The organism is Streptomyces flavidovirens DSM 40150 (assembly GCF_000429085.1).
GTDB classification, from domain to species: domain Bacteria; phylum Actinomycetota; class Actinomycetes; order Streptomycetales; family Streptomycetaceae; genus Streptomyces; species Streptomyces flavidovirens.
On sequence record NZ_AUBE01000013.1, the window covers coordinates 192543 to 208071 of the forward strand.

Below are 15529 nucleotides of genomic sequence, written 5' to 3' on the forward strand. Positions count from 1 at the left end.
GCGACACGCCCACGGCACACCCCCTCTTCCCCCATCACGCTCTGTGCGGGACGCTCGAAGACGGCGACGTAGCGTGTGGGCAGGCACAGAGGAGGCACCAAGTGGTCGACGCAGATCTGACGTTCGTCATCGTCGGTGGGGGACTGGCGGGGGCGAAAGCCGCCGAAACCCTTCGCAGTGAGGGGTTCACCGGCCGGGTGATCCTCATCGGGGACGAGCGCGACCACCCCTACGAACGCCCGCCCCTGTCGAAGGGATTCCTGGCCGGCAAGGAGGAACGCGACAGCGTCTTCGTCCACGAACCCGGCTGGTACGCCCAGGCCGACATCGAGCTGCACCTCGGCCAGTCCGTCGTGTACCTCGACCGCGAGACCAGGACCGTCGGCCTCGGCGACGGCACCGCCGTCCGTTACGACAAGCTGCTGCTCGCCACCGGCGCCGAACCGCGCCGCCTCGACATCCCCGGCACCGGCCTCGCCGGCGTCCACCACCTGCGCCGCCTCGCCCACGCCGACCGGCTGCGCGGCGTACTGGCGTCCCTCGGCCGCGACAACGGGCACATCGTCATCGCCGGGGCCGGCTGGATCGGCCTGGAGGTCGCGGCCGCCGCGCGCGGTTACGGCGCCGAGGTCACCGTCGTCGAACCCGAGCCGACCCCCCTCCACCAGGTCGTCGGCCCCGAACTGGGCCAGCTCTTCACCGACCTGCACAGCGAACACGGCGTCCGCTTCCACTTCGGCGCCCGCCTCACCGAGATCACCGGCCAGGACGGCATGGTCCTCGCCGCCCGCACCGACGACGGCGTGGAGCACCTCGCCCACGACGTCCTCGCCGCGATCGGAGCCGCCCCGCGCACCGCGCTCGCCGAGGCCGCCGGTCTCACCCTCGTCGACCGCGCGCACGGCGGGGGCATCGCCGTGGACGCGGCGCTGCGCACCTCCGACCCCGACATCTACGCGGCCGGCGACGTCGCCGCGGCCCAGCACCCGCTCACCGGCACCCGGCTGCGCGTCGAGCACTGGGCCAACGCGCTGAACGGCGGCCCGGCCGCCGCCCGCGCGATGCTGGGCCAGGACGTCTCGTACGACCGGATCCCCTACTTCTTCTCCGACCAGTACGACCTGGGGATGGAGTACTCCGGCTGGGCGCCTCCCGGCACGTACGACCAGGTCGTCATCCGCGGCGACGTCGCGGGGAAGCGGGAGTTCATCGCCTTCTGGCTGAAGGACAACCGGGTGCTCGCCGGCATGAACGTGAATGTGTGGGACGTCACCGAAACCGTGCAGGCGCTGATCCGCTCCGGGGCCCCGGTGGACCCCGAAGCCCTCGGCAACCCCGTCGTGGAGCTGACCTCCCTGCTGGGCTGACGGGAGTGTCCGAGCACCGCCGTACACTTCACGCGTGGCAGGCAGGATCAACGATGACGACGTGAAGGCGGTCCGGGACGCGGTCCCGATCGACGCCGTTGTTTCCGAGTACCTCCAGCTCCGCAGCGCCGGCGGCGGCAACCTGAAGGGCCTGTGCCCCTTCCACGACGAGAAGTCCCCGTCCTTCCAGGTCAGCCCGAGCAAGGGTCTTTTCCACTGCTTCGGCTGCCAGGAAGGCGGCGACACGATCGCCTTCGTGATGAAGATCGACCATCTCTCCTTCTCCGAGACGGTCGAGCGACTCGCCGCCCTGGCGGGCATCACCCTGCGGTACGAAGAAGGCGGCTACAACCCCACGCACCAGCGCGGCGAGCGCGTCCGCCTCGTCGAGGCGCACAAGGCCGCCGCGCAGTTCTACGTCGAGCAGCTCGACTCGGCCGAGGCGGAGATCGGCCGCAAGTTCCTGGCCGAGCGCGGCTTCGACCAGAGCGCCGCCGAGCACTTCGGCGTCGGCTACAGCCCGGCCGGCTGGGACCACCTCACCCGCTATCTGCGCGGCAAGGGCTTCTCCGACAAGGAGCTGACCCTCTCCGGCCTCTCCCAGGAGGGCCGCCGCGGCCCCATCGACCGCTTCCGCGGCCGCCTGATGTGGCCGATCCGCGACATCACGGGCGAGGTCGTCGGCTTCGGCGCGCGCAAGCTGCGCGACGACGACAACGGCCCGAAGTACCTGAACACCCCCGAAACGGCGATCTACAAAAAATCCCAGGTCCTGTACGGCATCGACCTGGCCAAGAAGGAGATCGCGAAGACCAGCAGGGCGGTGGTCGTCGAGGGCTACACCGACGTCATGGCCTGCCACCTGGCCGGCGTCACCACCGCGATCGCCACCTGCGGCACGTCGTTCGGCGGCGACCACATCAAGATCCTCCGCCGGCTCCTCATGGACAACGCCTCCGCCGAGGTCGTCTTCACCTTCGACGGCGACGCGGCGGGGCAGAAGGCGGCACTGCGCGCGTTCGAGGACGACCAGAAGTTCGCCGCCGAGACCTCCATCGCGATCACGCCGGGCGGCATGGACCCCTGCGATCTGCGCCTCGCCAAGGGTGACGCGGCGGTGGTGTCCCTGGTCGAGACCCGTACGCCCCTCTTCGAGTTCGCGATCCGCCATGTCGTGTCGAGGCACAACCTCGAAACCCCGGCGGGGCGGGCCGCCGCGCTCGACGAGGCCGCGCCGATCGTCGCCAACATCAAGAACGTCGCGATCCAGCACGAGTCCGCGGTTCAGCTCGCGGGCATCCTCGGCATCCTCGACACCCAGTTCGTGGTCAAGCGCGTCGCGCAGCTCGCCCGCTGGGCGCGCGACCGGGGCGGCCGCGGCCCCGCCGCACCGCCGGGCCGCCGCCCGACGCCCTCGTACGACGCGGCCCCCTCCCACCCCTCCGGCCCCGCGCTGAACCTGCGCAGTCCCGCGCACCGCACCGAACGCGAGCTGCTCAAGCTCGCGCTCCAGCGCCCCGAGCTGGTCTCCCCGGCGTTCGACGCGTACGGCGCGGACGAGTTCACCGCCCCGCCGTACGCGGCCGTACGCCAGGTCATCGAGGAGGCGGGCGGCGCGGAGCAGGGCGCGCAGAACGCCTCCGACTACCTGGCGCAGGTCCGCGAGGCGGCGCCCAACGACACGGTGCGGGCGCTGGTCACCGAGCTGGCCGTCGAGCCGATCATGCGCAAGAGCGTCGACGAGATCTACGCAGGCGAGCAGCTGATCCGGGTCCGCCTGCGCGCGGTCGACCGCCGCATCCTGGACGTCCAGGGCACCCTGGCCCGCCTCGGCGGGCCGCACGCGGACCCGGAGCAACTCGCCGCCGTACAGAACGAGCTGTGGGTCCTCCAGCAGTACGCCCAGTCCCTGCGCAACCACGGCGCGGCGGCACTCTGACGCCCTGCGGGTGAGGAGCGGGGTCCGGGCGGAGCCCCAACGTCGGGAAGGGGCGGGAGCGGAAAGCTGCGCGCAGCGGCCCCCCTCCGGTAACGGACCGGACTCAAAAAGTCACCGCACGCCCCTCGTGGCGGCGATGTGTCGTACCCCACACTGAGTGGCGGTGCCTGAGTCCTCGGAGCGCGGCCGGCCCACGCCCAGTGGGCCTCACACACCCGCGGATCCGCTCATCGTGTACGGGACGGACGGCGGCCCGGTCGCCGCTCCCGTCCCGCTGCCGCACGCCCCCGAACCGGCAGCGATCACCCTGGAGGTCGCCCCCGTGCAGACCCAGACCCAGACGCAGACGTTGGCCGAACCCGCCGTCGTCGGCGAAGCCGAGGCGGAGGCCGAGCCCGGCATCGAAGTCCTCGTCGACGCCGAGGCCGAAACCGGCGTCGACGTCGAGGTCCTCGTCGACGCCGAGGCCGACGTCGAAGTCCTCGTGGAGGACCCGCCCGACGCCCCCGAGACACCGGACGCGTCCGAGCGCCGCCGCAACCCTCGCGCCGACACAGCGGGCCCGTCCTCCGACCTCTTCCGGCAGTACCTGCGCGAAATCGGCCGCATCCCCCTCCTCACCGCGGCCGAAGAAGTGGACCTGGCCCGCCGGGTCGAAGCCGGCCTCTTCGCCGAGGCCAAGCTCAGCAGCACGCCCGACCTGGACTCCCAGCTCGCCGTCGACCTCGACAGACTCGTGGTCATGGGCCGGATGGCCAAACGCCGCCTGATCGAGGCGAACCTGCGCCTCGTCGTGTCCGTCGCCAAGCGTTACGTCGGCCGCGGCCTGACCATGCTCGACCTGGTCCAGGAGGGCAACCTCGGCCTCATCCGCGCCGTCGAGAAGTTCGACTACGCCCGCGGCTTCAAGTTCTCGACGTACGCGACCTGGTGGATCCGCCAGGCCATGTCCCGCGCGCTCGCCGACCAGGCCCGCACCATCCGCGTCCCGGTCCATGTCGTCGAGCTGATCAACCGTGTCGTCCGCGTCCAGCGCAGGATGCTCCAGGAGCGCGGCTACGAACCGACCCCGCAGGAGGTCGCCGCCCACCTGGAACTCACCCCGGAGCGCGTCAGCGAAGTCCTGCGCCTCGCACAGGAACCCGTGTCGCTGCACGCGCCCGTGGGCGAGGAGGACGAGGTGGCGCTCGGCGACCTCATCGAGGACGGCGACGCCGCGTCGCCCGTCGAATCGGCCGCGTTCCTCCTCCTGCGCGAGCACCTGGAGGCCGTGCTCTCCACGCTGGGCGAGCGCGAACGCAAGGTCGTTCAGCTCCGGTACGGCCTGGACGACGGCAGGCCACGCACGCTGGAGGAGATAGGCCGCCTCTTCGGCGTGACCCGCGAACGCATCCGCCAGATCGAATCGAAAACCCTCAACAAACTGCGCGACCACGCCTTCGCCGACCAGCTCCGCGGCTACCTGGACTGACAACGGCGCCCGGCCACCAACCAGGCCGGGCGCCGGGCGCCGTCCGCTCACACCGGCCGGTCAGTCGGCCAGGCGGGCCGCGTCGTCCTTCGCCTTCTTCCTGCGCGCGTCGACCGTGGCTCCGATCCCCATGCCTATGCACATGCCGCACGCGATCCCGGTCGCGACGTTGTCGAGCAGCAGCATCCCGAAAGCCACCCCGAACGTCATCCCGAGCGACAGCCCGAGAGCGACGCCCGAGACGTGCCCCTTAGAGTCCGCCGCGCCCGAGCCCGAGCCCGAGCCCGAGCCCGTCTCCGCGCCCGCGCCCGGGTCCGGCTTCCCCGTGTTCCCCGTGTTCTCTGTCATGATCAGTCAGTCCACTTCCGCTACCGCCTGAGCGAACTGCGCCGCGTACAGACGCGCGTACGCGCCCCCCGCGGCCAACAGCTCGTCATGCGTCCCCTGTTCAACAATGGACCCATTCTCCATCACCAAGATCACATCCGCGTCCCGGATCGTGGACAGCCGGTGCGCGATCACGAAGCTCGTACGACCGTGAGCCAGCCGCGCCATCGCCTTCTGGATCAGCACCTCCGTCCGGGTGTCGACCGAGCTCGTCGCCTCGTCGAGCACCAGGATCACCGGATCCGACAGGAACGCCCGCGCGATCGTGATCAGCTGCTTCTCGCCCGCGCTGACCCCCGACCCCTCGTCGTCGAGCACCGTGTCGTACCCGTCCGGCAGCGTCCGTACGAAACGGTCCGCATGGGCGGCCCGCGCCGCCTCCTCGATCTCCTCACGCGTGACGTGCCGCGCCGCCGAAGCGCCGTACGCGATGTTGTCGGCGATCGTCCCGCCGAACAGCCAGGTGTCCTGAAGGACCATCCCGATGCCCGAACGCAGGTCCTCCCGCCTCATCTTCGCGATGTCGACACCGTCCAGAGTGATCCGGCCGCCCGTCACCTCGTAGAACCGCATCAGCAGGTTCACCAACGTCGTCTTGCCCGCACCCGTCGGCCCGACGATCGCGACCGTCTGCCCCGGCTCGACCACGACCGAGAGGTTCTCGATGAGTGGCTTGTCCGGCTCGTACCGGAAAGACACCTTCTCCAGTGCGACCCGCCCCTGCGGATCCAACGACCCGCTTACGGCACCCTCCGCGCCCACCCCATCGGGCTCCTGCTCCTGCGCGTCGAGCAGCTCGAAGATCCGCTCGGCCGAGGCGACGCCCGACTGCACCAGATTCGCCATCGAGGCGACCTGCGTCAGCGGCATCGAGAACTGCCGCGAGTACTGGATGAACGCCTGCACGTCACCGATCGACAGCGAGCCGGACGCGACCCGCAGCCCGCCCACCACCGCCACCAGCACGTAGTTCACATTGCTCACGAAGAACATCAGCGGCTGCATGATCCCGCTGTTGAACTGCGCCTTGAACCCGGCCTCGTACAGCGCGTCGTTCTGCTCGCGGAAGGCCTCCGCCGACTCCTCCTGCCGCCCGAAGACCTTCACCAGCGCGTGCCCGGAGTACATCTCCTCGATGTGTGCGTTCAGCTTGCCCGTGGTCTTCCACTGCTGCACGAACTGCGGCTGCGACCGCTTGCCGACCTTCGCCGCCACCACCACCGACAGCGGTACGGTCACCAGCGCGACCAGCGCCAGCAGCGGCGACATCCAGAACATCATCGCCAGTACGCCCACGATGGTCAGCAGCGAGTTGATGAGCTGGCCCATCGTCTGCTGCATGGTCTGCGAGATGTTGTCGATGTCGTTCGTCGCCCGGCTGAGCACCTCGCCGCGCTTCTGCCGGTCGAAGTACCTCAGCGGCAGCCGCGACAGCTTCGCCTGCACGTCCGCGCGCATCCGGAACACGGTCCGGTTGATGACCCGGATCGACAGCCGCGTCGACACCAGCATCAGCAGCCCCGCGCCCACATACACCGCGAGCGCCATCAGCAGTACGTCGCCGACCGCCCCGAAGTCGATGCCCCGACCGGGGGTGAAGCCGACCCCGGAGAGCATGTCGGCGAGCCCGTCGTCGCCCTTCTCCCGCAGGCCCTCGACGACCTGTCCTCTACTGCCGCCGTCCTCCATCTGCCGGCCGACGACCCCCGCGAAGACCAGGTCGGTCGCCCGCCCCAGGATCTTCGGCCCGATCACCGAAAGCGCGACGCTCAGCACGCACGCCGCGAGCATCCACCACAACGTGACCCGCTCGGGAGCGAACTGCCGCAGCAGCCGCTTCCCCGAGCTCTTGAAGTCCATCGACCGCTCGGCCGGGCCGCCGCCGGCCATCATGCGTCCACCGGGCCCGCTCATGCCGCCTCAGCCTCCGTCAGCTGGGAGAGCACGATCTCCCGGTACGTCGCATTGTTTTCCATCAGCTCGTGGTGGCGTCCCGTACCGACCACCCGGCCCTCGTCCAGGACCACGATCCGGTCGGCGTCGCGGATGGTCGACACCCGCTGGGCGACGATCACCACCGTCGCGTCCGCCGTCTCCCGCGCCAGTGCGGCCCGCAGCGCCGCGTCGGTCGTGTAGTCGAGCGCCGAGAACGAATCGTCGAACAGGTAGATCTCCGGCCGCCGCACCAGCGTCCGCGCGATCGCGAGCCGCTGCCGCTGGCCGCCCGAGACGTTCGTACCGCCCTGCGCGACCGGCGCGTCCAGCCCGTCGTCCAGCCCCTCCACGAACTCCCGCGCCTGCGCCACTTCCAGCGCGTGCCACAACTCCTCGTCCGTGGCGTCCGGCTTCCCGTACCGCAGATTCGTGGCGACCGTCCCGGAGAACAGATAAGGCTTCTGCGGCACCAGCGAGACGGTCTTCGCCATCAGCACCGGATCGAGGGTCCGAACGTCGACCCCGTCCACCAGCACCTCCCCGCCCGTCGCGTCGAACAGCCGCGGTACGAGCCCGAGCAGCGTCGACTTCCCGCTGCCCGTCGACCCGATGACCGCCGTCGTCTCACCGGGGCGGGCCACCAGGTCGATGTCCCTGATCACCGGCTCCTCGGCGCCCGGATAGCGGAACTCCGCGCCGCGCAGCTCCAGTTGCCCGTGCCGCCGCAGTTCCCGTACCGGACTGGCCGGCGGTACGACGCTCGACTCGGTGTCCAGCACCTCCTGGATGCGCTCGGCGCACACCTCGGCGCGCGGCACCATCATGAACATGAAGGTGGCCATCATCACAGCCATCACGATCTGCATGAGATACGCGAGGAACGCCGTCAGCGCACCGATCTCCATGCCGCCGCTGTCGATCCGGTGCGCGCCGAACCAGACCACCGCGATGCTGGAGACGTTCACGACCGTCATCACGATGGGGAACATCAGCGCCATCAGCCGACCCGAGGACAGCGACACGTCCGTCAGTGCGGTGTTCGCCTCCCTGAAGCGGCCCTTCTCGTACTCGTCCCGTACGAATGCCCTGATCACGCGGTTGCCGGTGATCTGCTCGCGCAGCACCTGATTGACCGTGTCGAGCCGCTCCTGCATCGCCCGGAACAGTGGCCGCATGCGCCGCACGATGAGGCTCACCGAGATCCCGAGTACCGGCACGACCGCCAGCAGCACACCCGACAGCGGCACGTCCTGCCCGAGCGCCATGACGATGCCGCCCACGCACATGATCGGCGCCGACACCATCAGCGTGAACGCCATCAGCACCAGCGTCTGGACCTGCTGGACGTCGTTGGTCGTACGCGTAATGAGCGAGGGAGCTCCGAACTGCCCGACTTCCCGCGCCGAAAAGCTCTGCACGCGCGCGAAGACGGCCGCCCGCACATCCCTCCCCAGCGCCGATGCGGTCCGCGCGCCGTAGTGGACGGCACCGATGTTGCAGACCACCTGGACGACGCTGACGGCGATCATGATGCCGCCCAACTCCAGGATGTAGCCGGTGTCCCCGGTCACGACACCGTTGTCAATGATGTCCGCGTTGAGGGTGGGCAGGTAGAGCGTGGCGGATGTCTGCAGCAGTTGCAGCAGCACCAGCAGGGCGATGGGTTTCTTGTACGGGCCGAGATGGGCCCGTAGGAGTCTTATGAGCACGCGGAGTCTCTCGGGGTCGGCAAGATCGGGGTCCGCCCCATCCTCCGACACCCGGCCCCGGTAATTCCAAGGGATTAACCCATCACCGGGTCAAGCCCCGAAGCTCCCCACACAGCTCGCCCGGCACCCCCCGCGACGCGCTGCCTCAGGCGCCGAACGCTCCCGGATGGATCTGATCCCGCGTCGCCCCGTACTGCTGCCGGACCGCCTGCCCCACCGCCAGCTCGTCACCCGGCTCCAGTACCTGCGCCGCCGCGCCCTGCCAGGCCGGCGGGGAGTGCGGCGCCAGCGTGCCCCGCGCCACCCCGAGCGCCCACGCCGCCTGCCGGGCCGCGCCGAGTGCCGCGTACTCGGCGGGCTGCGGCACGACCACCTGCGTACCGAAGATCGCGGGAGCCGCGGCCTGCACGGCGGGCAGCTCGGCGGCCGCCCCCAGCAGGAACACCCGCCGCACCTCCACGCCCCGCGCCCGCAGTACGTCCATGGCATCGGCCAGCGAGCACAGCATGCCCTCGAAGGCCGCCCGCGCCAGATGCTCCGGCTTCATCGACTCGCGTCGCAGCCCGCTCAGCGTCCCGGCGGTGTGCGGAAGTTGCGGCGTACGCTCACCTTCGAGATACGGCAGCAGTACGAGCCCGTACGAGCCCGGCGACGACTTGAGCGCCAGCTCCGAAAGCCCGTCGAGATCGGTCCCCAGCAGATCGGCCGTGCCGCGCAGCGCCCGTACGGCATTGAGCGTGTGCACGACCGGCAGATGCATCCCGGTGGCGTCGGCGAACGACGTGATGAGCCCGCTCGAATCGGCCAGCCCTTCGTGATGCACGGCCATCACGGAACCCGAGGCCCCGAGCGAGACCACGGCGTCCCCGGCCGCCACCCCGAGCCCGAAGGCGGCAGCCATCGTCTCGCCGGTCCCGGCGGAGATCAGCAGCCCCTCGGGAGTGGTCCCGGCGGCCTCGGAGGGGCCGAGCACCTCGGGGAGTGCGGCATGGTGCCCCAGCGCCAGCTCGACCAGATCGGGCCGGTACGACCCGGTCACGGCCGACCAGTAACCCGTCCCGGACGCCGCGCCCCGGTCGGTGGTCCGCCGAGCCGGCCGCCCGAGAAGCTGCCAGACCAGCCAGTCGTGCGGCTGCATCACGGCGGCGGTGCGCTGCGCGGACTCGGGCTCGTTGCGCGCCAGCCAGCGCAGCTTCGCGACCGGCTGCGGAGCCGTCGGCACGGACCCGACGGCCTCGGCCCAGGCCTGACGCCCGCCGAGCGCGTCGACGAGATCGGCGGCCGCGACCTGGGCCCGCTTGTCATTGCCGAGCAGCGCGGGACGTACCACCGAACCGTGGGCGTCGAGCGGGATCATGCCGTGCTGCTGGGCGGATACGCCGATGGCCTGCACGCCCTCCAGCAACCCGCCCGCAGCGGCCTCGCCCAGGGAGAGGAGCCACACCTGCGGATCGGCCTCGGTCGATTTCGCCTCCACGGGGTGCGGGGCATAACCCTGCCGCAGCACGGCACCCGTATCCGCGTCGCACACGACGATGCGCGTAGAACCAGACGAACTGTCCAAGCCGGCGACTATCCCCATGCCCCAGATTCTGCCGCATCCGGGACCGGGGACGTGCCGCGCCCGGGTACGGGGCTGGGCCGGGGGCCGGGGCCGGCTAGGTGTTGGTCGTACCCCAGTCGTCGGCCTCGCCGCTCTGGCCGCGCTCGCGCAGTGAGCGCACGCGCTCGGTCACGGAGCCGGGCATCCGGTCCCCGACCTTGTCGCTGACCGTATGGAGAGCCTTGCCCGCGAAGTCGCGGCCGTTGTGGGCGGCGGACTCGGCGGCGTTGCGCACGGCGGGGTTCTGGGCGACCTGGCGTGCGGACTTCTTCAACTGCTCGTAACGCTCGCGCCCGGCGCGGGTCCCGAGCACGTACCCGAGGGCCAGTCCGGCGATGAATGTGAGCCGGTAGCGCATGGCTGTCACCCTTCTCTTGCGTCGGCGGTCCCCTGGTGCCGGGGAAGATTCGGGACCGTGGGGCTGTGCTGGCCGCCTACCCGCGGACACCCTTGATCAGTCGGGGGCGATACCGATTGGCGGAGCACCCCCCTGCTTGCGCTAATGTATGTGTCGCAGCGAGCACACGCCCCTCGGGACGCCATCCGGTGGGTTCGTTCGGTGCAACGCAGCAATCCCCTGTAGCTCAATTGGCAGAGCAGCCGGCTGTTAACCGGCAGGTTACTGGTTCGAGTCCAGTCGGGGGAGCGCGATCCCCTGTAGCTCAATTGGCAGAGCATTCGGCTGTTAACCGGAGGGTTACTGGTTCGAGTCCAGTCGGGGGAGCGGCAAGAAGAAGGGCCCCTCAGGGGTCCTTTTTCGTATCTGCTGCAACCGCGCAGGCGGCAGCGCAGTCCTCATGGGCAGGCGTAGCCGACCACCCGAGGCAGGAGATCGTATGAGCGGCTATGCTGCGGCAGACGGCGCGCACAAATGTGCGCGACGCGCCGTAAGGGGCGGTAGCTCAGCCGGTTAGAGCAGCGGACTCATAATCCGTCGGCCGTGGGTTCGAGTCCCACCCGCCCCACCCAGCGCCCCCGGGCAGAAACGTTCTGACCTGGGGAAACGCGTTTTTCGGGGGCGTTTGGCGTGTGGCGTCCGCCTCACGGAGGTGCGGCGAACGAGCGTCCTCGCCCATCGAAGACGAGCCCTGCACGGCTTTGACCTGGGGCTTTGCGGTGACGTCTCTGTGGCGGCGTTGTGGAACGGTCCCACGGACGTTGAGGAAGACGTCGCACTCCCTTCCCAACCCCACCGCATCGGCGCAACATCGCCCCCCTCCGCACCTGGTCTGTCTCGTGCGCAATGAGCTGGCGCCGCGAATGTTGGTGACGTATCATAGCTATGTACATCATGTACTTGTGGTGAGGGGTGGCTGGTATGTCTGTGACCCAGGTCGATCTCGATGACGAGGCGCTGGCCGAGGCGATGCGGCTCATGGGTACCTCGACGAAGAAGGAGACGGTCAACGGGGCTCTGCGGGACTACGTGGCGCGCGTCAAGCGGCTGGAGGCTGCCGAGAAGCTGGCCGCGCGGGGTGAGCGGGGCGAGTTCGAGGCTGCGGCTGCGGCGCATGCGGCGGCCAAGCGTGCCCGGCGGGCAGCCTTCGAGTGATCACGTACCTTCTCGACACGTCTGCCCTCTGGTATCTCTTCCGTACACCGGGAGCGTTGCGGCCCTGGGAGGGGCACATCGCCGCCGGCGTGTTCAACATCTGCGAGCCCACGAGGGCGGAGTTCCTCTACTCGGCCACAAGCCCGGCCCATCGGGACGAGTTGGCCGAAGAGGTGGATGATCTCTGCCATCTCTCGCCGGTTCCCAAGAGCGCGTGGCGCTGGGTCGACACCGCGCAGTACAAGCTCACCCAGCGAGCGCAGCACCGTGCCGCCGGAGCCATCGACCTCCTGGTGTGTGCAACAGCGGTCCATCACGGTCACACGGTGCTCCACGTGGACAACGACTTCGCCACCGTGGCGGCGGTTCTCAAGGAAGTGCAGCAACGGGACATGCGTCCCTGACTGCTGCCCATCCCTGATTTTCACGGGGAGCCCCAGCCAACGGGGCTGCGCCACGGTCGACCAGGCGCCGAACTCCGTAGGCATCTCCCGCTACTGCCTGCCCGTCTTGAACCGCCAGATCACGTCCTTGAACTGCTGCCCAGCCGCTCGGGGCACGGGCCGTAGTCGCTGATCGGCAGGTATGGCTCGATGCACTCCCACTCCGGGTCGGTCAGCTGCACACGCGTCACATAAGGCGGTCTATCGGACCTGACCATGCCACGAAGGTATATTCAGGAGATTAATTACGAATCGGGACAGGTCCTAGTCCCGCTCCATCCGGCGGTTCACCTTCGCCCGCGCGGAGAGCGCTATTCAAGTGCCTGGCCAGGCTGGACAAGTGCCGGTTCACCTCCGCCCGCGCGGAGAGCACACCCGCCGCAGCATGGTGAGTTCGATCCCGTGCGGTTCACCTCCGCCCGCGCGGAGAGCACCCGACTAGGACCTGTTGCGAAAGTGGATCTTGGTCGTGGATGATCGCGCTTGTGGGGCGTAGTGATCTGACGAACAGCCAGTGGGCCCGCCTGGAGCCGTTGTTGCCGCAGGGCATCAGGCCGGGCCGTCCTCCGGTGTGGACGCGGCGGCAGCTGATAGACGGCATACGGTGGCGGACCAGGACCGGTGCCCCCTGGCGTGATGTGCCAGAACGCTACGGGCCCTGGGACCGGGTCTACGACCTCTTCCGACGCTGGCAGCGCGATGGGGCCTGGGCCAGGATCGTCACCCGGCTCCAGGCCGAGGCCGACGCAAAGGGCCTGATCACCTGGGACGTGAACGTCGACTCCCCCGTCTGCCGGGCCCACCAGCACGCCGCCGGGGCGGCGAAAAGGGGGACCTGTAAAAGGAGCCGCCCGGCGGCATCGCCGTCGAGTCGGCGGGCCACGGTCTTGGACGCTCCCGAGGCGGGCTGACCACAAAGATCCACCTCGCTGTCGAGCAGGGGCAGAAGCCGCTCTCGATCGTGATCACGGCCGGTCAGCGGGGCGATTCCCCGCAGTTCGAGCCGGTCCTGGACGCCATCCGGGTGCCCCGACTCGGCCCTGGGCGGCCTCGCAGGCGCCCGGACCGGGTGCGGGCCGACAAAGCGTACGACTCCCGCCGCAACCGGACCTACCTGCGCAGACGCGGGATCAAGGCGACCATCCCGGTCCCGGCGGACCGGATCCGCAACCGCCGCAAGCTCGGCTCCCGGGGCGGTCGGCCTCCGAAGTTCGACAAGAGCGACTACCGCGAGCGGCACGCCGTCGAGTGCGGCATCAATCGCCTCAAGCGCCATCGGGCCGTGGCCACGCGATACGACAAGCTCGCCGTCCGCTACGAGGCCACTGTGCTGGTCGCAATGATCAACGAATGGATATGAGTGGGTCTGGCCTACCCATGATCGCTAGCCTCACCGGCTATGAAGAAGCGACAGCAGAAGAAGCTCTCCCACCGCCTTTTCGAGGCAATCCTGTCAGGTGACGCCAGGAGCGCAAAGACCCTGCTGCGCAATGGAGCAAGTCCGGAGAGAAGGAACACTGACGGCACTACTCCTCTGTACCTGGCTTCGGTGCAGGGAGAGGCCGAGGTGGCCCGCTTGCTCATGGAGGCCGGGGCTTCCCCTGACACTGAAAGCAGCGGCCCCGGCTCGGAGGGCACACCGCTGTGCGCAGCTGCTTGCTGGGGACACACCGCAACGGTCCGGGAACTGTTGGCGCATGGCGCCGATCCCACCCTCCGCGAAAACCACGGCGCAGGCTGGTCCCCGCTGGACTGGGCGGACAATGGCCCCCACCCCGACACTGCCGAAATCCTCAGCGCAGCAGGAGCGCGCCCAACAACGAAGGCTCACCCAGCTCCGTAGCCAGGAGAATCTCACTACTCACTTTCGCAACAGGCCCTACGGGCGTGCTCTCCGCGCGAGCGGAGGTGAACCGGTCATCGGACGGCGCCTCGACACCGAACCGGGGTGCTCTCCGCGCGAGCGGAGGTGAACCGAAGGGCCAGACCCTTCACGCCACCACCGAGGCGTGCTCTCCGCGCGAGCGGAGGTGAACCGGCGGTGGCGTGATGGGAACCCCCGACAAGGACGTGCTCTCCGCGCGAGCGGAGGTGAACCGCACGCCGCCATCCTCGCCGAGGCGTTCCCCGAGTTCGCCGGCTCCACCACCGTCTCCCACTACGTCAAGAACCCGCCGGAGGGGTGGCCGGCACCGGACGACTGGGACGAGCTTCCGACCCGGCGGCGCCCGAAGTGGAAGCGCTGGAGGCTGTGGCAGTACCTCGCGGACCGGAAAGGCCGCGGTCACGCCGGCGGACGCCCCAAGGGCCGCCGCGGACTGGCCTACCCCTACCAAGGAGACGAGCGGCTGGCGCTTGCACGCCAGGCCATCGCGGCGAACCCTGGCGCGACGAACGCCGAGCTGATCCCGCAGCTCCAGAGCAGACGGAGAGGACCTACTCCCGCCCGACCTGGAACCTGATCCTCAAGTCTGCCCGCGAGCAGCCCGAGGAGTGACCCGTGCCCGACACCGCTGTCCGCGCTGCGGCGGCCCGCTCGGTGAACGGCCCGCACGTTTCCGGCTGACCGTTGAACGTGAGGTCTCGACACGTACAGAGCCACCACGTCTAGAATCGTAGGACGCCCTTTAGCAGCAGCTCGAGCATGCGGCAGCGGGCTTATTCATCCGCAGAGACGCAGGGGCCTGTGCAACTACGTAGCCCACTGGATGAACAGCTTTACGGGCACCAGTGCCTAGCTTTCGCCCTTCGCTATCCACACGGTGGCTCTTGACTACTGAAGGGGAGCAGTCGAAACTGGCAGCGTGTCACCATGCCTGGGTGCTTGGGAGATTCCATGACTAATCGCATCGACCAGCCGCGACTACTCGACCTGGTCGGCAATCCCATTCTGATCGCAGGTATCGGAACTGGATTCGAGGCTACCCTAAATTATCGGATCGGGGAGGGCCATGACGAAGTGAGCGGACACTTCGTGGTCGGTGGCGGAAGTGGCGAACACGGCCAGTTCCAGCTCAAGGTGAACGTAAGTGGCGCAGCTTTTCAGCGCGACCGACTATTCGTTCAGGTGCTCGAGATCAGCCCGCGCGACGGCAGTGAGATCAACGTCGTGACCGTCCCCGT

At 69.2% G+C, this 15529-nt stretch carries 14 protein-coding genes and 3 tRNA genes; 12 read left to right on the forward strand and 5 right to left on the reverse strand.

Annotated elements, in window-relative coordinates:
• Positions 1-101 precede the first annotated feature (101 nt).
• The 3 genes from G412_RS0119615 to G412_RS0119625 all read left to right on the forward strand — a co-directional run bounded on the left by G412_RS0119615 (position 102) and on the right by G412_RS0119625 (position 4777).
• Positions 102-1367 (forward strand): NAD(P)/FAD-dependent oxidoreductase, encoded by a 1266-nt coding sequence (locus tag G412_RS0119615; protein WP_028813565.1) that lies wholly within the window; start codon positions 102-104, stop codon positions 1365-1367.
• Positions 1368-1401: 34 nt separating this feature from the next.
• The gene (gene dnaG, locus G412_RS0119620; protein WP_028813566.1) at positions 1402-3306 is read left to right on the forward strand and encodes a DNA primase; all 1905 of its coding nucleotides are present in this window, start codon (positions 1402-1404) and stop codon (positions 3304-3306) included.
• 163 nt (positions 3307-3469) lie between these two features.
• A complete protein-coding gene (locus G412_RS0119625; protein WP_028813567.1) occupies positions 3470-4777 on the forward strand; it encodes an RNA polymerase sigma factor in 1308 nt (435 codons plus the stop codon).
• A gap of 60 nt (positions 4778-4837) precedes the next feature.
• Here the strand turns inward: G412_RS0119625 and G412_RS40540 are convergent, their stop codons facing one another.
• From G412_RS40540 to G412_RS0119650, 5 genes are all read right to left on the reverse strand, one after another.
• Positions 4838-5125 (reverse strand): glycine zipper domain-containing protein, encoded by a 288-nt coding sequence (locus tag G412_RS40540; protein ID WP_037649264.1) that lies wholly within the window; start codon positions 5123-5125, stop codon positions 4838-4840.
• A 6-nt stretch (positions 5126-5131) separates the two neighbouring features.
• Positions 5132-7078 carry an ABC transporter ATP-binding protein gene (locus G412_RS0119635; protein WP_028813568.1) on the reverse strand — a complete coding sequence of 649 codons (1947 nt, stop codon included), beginning with the start codon at positions 7076-7078 and terminating at the stop codon, positions 5132-5134.
• A complete protein-coding gene (locus G412_RS0119640) occupies positions 7075-8808 on the reverse strand; it encodes an ABC transporter ATP-binding protein (RefSeq protein WP_028813569.1) in 1734 nt (577 codons plus the stop codon). Before G412_RS0119640 ends, G412_RS0119635 begins: the two co-directional genes overlap by 4 nt.
• A 145-nt stretch (positions 8809-8953) precedes the next feature.
• The gene (locus tag G412_RS0119645; RefSeq protein WP_028813570.1) at positions 8954-10390 is read right to left on the reverse strand and encodes an FGGY family carbohydrate kinase; all 1437 of its coding nucleotides are present in this window, start codon (positions 10388-10390) and stop codon (positions 8954-8956) included.
• 76 nt (positions 10391-10466) lie between these two features.
• Positions 10467-10769, reverse strand: coding sequence for a hypothetical protein (locus tag G412_RS0119650; protein WP_028813571.1), 303 nt, complete (start codon positions 10767-10769; stop codon positions 10467-10469).
• A 215-nt stretch (positions 10770-10984) separates the two neighbouring features.
• Between G412_RS0119650 and G412_RS0119655 the strand changes: the two genes are divergently transcribed.
• From G412_RS0119655 to G412_RS38290, 9 genes are all read left to right on the forward strand, one after another.
• Positions 10985-11057 (forward strand) — tRNA-Asn (locus G412_RS0119655).
• Between the two features lie 5 nt (positions 11058-11062).
• Positions 11063-11135: transfer RNA gene (locus G412_RS0119660), tRNA-Asn, on the forward strand.
• 167 nt (positions 11136-11302) lie between these two features.
• Positions 11303-11376, forward strand: a tRNA-Ile gene (locus G412_RS0119665).
• A gap of 353 nt (positions 11377-11729) precedes the next feature.
• Positions 11730-11963, forward strand: a complete 234-nt coding sequence (locus G412_RS0119670) for a type II toxin-antitoxin system VapB family antitoxin (protein ID WP_028813572.1) — start codon at positions 11730-11732, stop codon at positions 11961-11963.
• Positions 11960-12367 (forward strand): PIN domain nuclease, encoded by a 408-nt coding sequence (locus tag G412_RS0119675; RefSeq protein ID WP_028813573.1) that lies wholly within the window; start codon positions 11960-11962, stop codon positions 12365-12367. The genes G412_RS0119670 and G412_RS0119675 overlap by 4 nt, the downstream gene beginning before the upstream one ends.
• 512 nt (positions 12368-12879) lie before the next feature.
• A protein-coding gene (locus tag G412_RS38275; RefSeq protein WP_425274492.1) for an IS5 family transposase occupies positions 12880-13766 on the forward strand; the annotation gives its coding sequence in 2 pieces (ribosomal slippage) (positions 12880-13249 and positions 13249-13766; 888 coding nt in all).
• Between the two features lie 39 nt (positions 13767-13805).
• On the forward strand, positions 13806-14249 hold the full coding sequence (locus G412_RS38280; protein ID WP_078607159.1) for an ankyrin repeat domain-containing protein: 444 nt from the start codon (positions 13806-13808) through the stop codon (positions 14247-14249).
• Between the two features lie 166 nt (positions 14250-14415).
• Complete coding sequence (locus tag G412_RS41795; RefSeq protein ID WP_425274493.1) at positions 14416-14868, forward strand: hypothetical protein; 453 nt, start codon at positions 14416-14418, stop codon at positions 14866-14868.
• A 374-nt stretch (positions 14869-15242) separates the two neighbouring features.
• Positions 15243-15529: Gmad2 immunoglobulin-like domain-containing protein (locus tag G412_RS38290; protein ID WP_208857907.1), on the forward strand; the 287-nt coding region annotated here is incomplete at its 3' end.

Excerpts from the sequence above, each read along its gene's own strand:
- G412_RS40540 (WP_037649264.1), bottom strand. The coding sequence starts at position 5,125 with ATGACAGAGAACACGGGGAACACGGGGAAGCCGGACCCGGGCGCGGGC.
- G412_RS0119670 (WP_028813572.1), top strand. The coding sequence starts at position 11,730 with ATGTCTGTGACCCAGGTCGATCTCGATGACGAGGCGCTGGCCGAGGCG.
- G412_RS0119650 (WP_028813571.1), bottom strand. The coding sequence starts at position 10,769 with ATGCGCTACCGGCTCACATTCATCGCCGGACTGGCCCTCGGGTACGTG.
- G412_RS0119645 (WP_028813570.1), bottom strand. The coding sequence starts at position 10,390 with ATGGGGATAGTCGCCGGCTTGGACAGTTCGTCTGGTTCTACGCGCATC.
- G412_RS0119635 (WP_028813568.1), bottom strand. The coding sequence starts at position 7,078 with ATGAGCGGGCCCGGTGGACGCATGATGGCCGGCGGCGGCCCGGCCGAG.
- G412_RS38280 (WP_078607159.1), top strand. The coding sequence starts at position 13,806 with ATGAAGAAGCGACAGCAGAAGAAGCTCTCCCACCGCCTTTTCGAGGCA.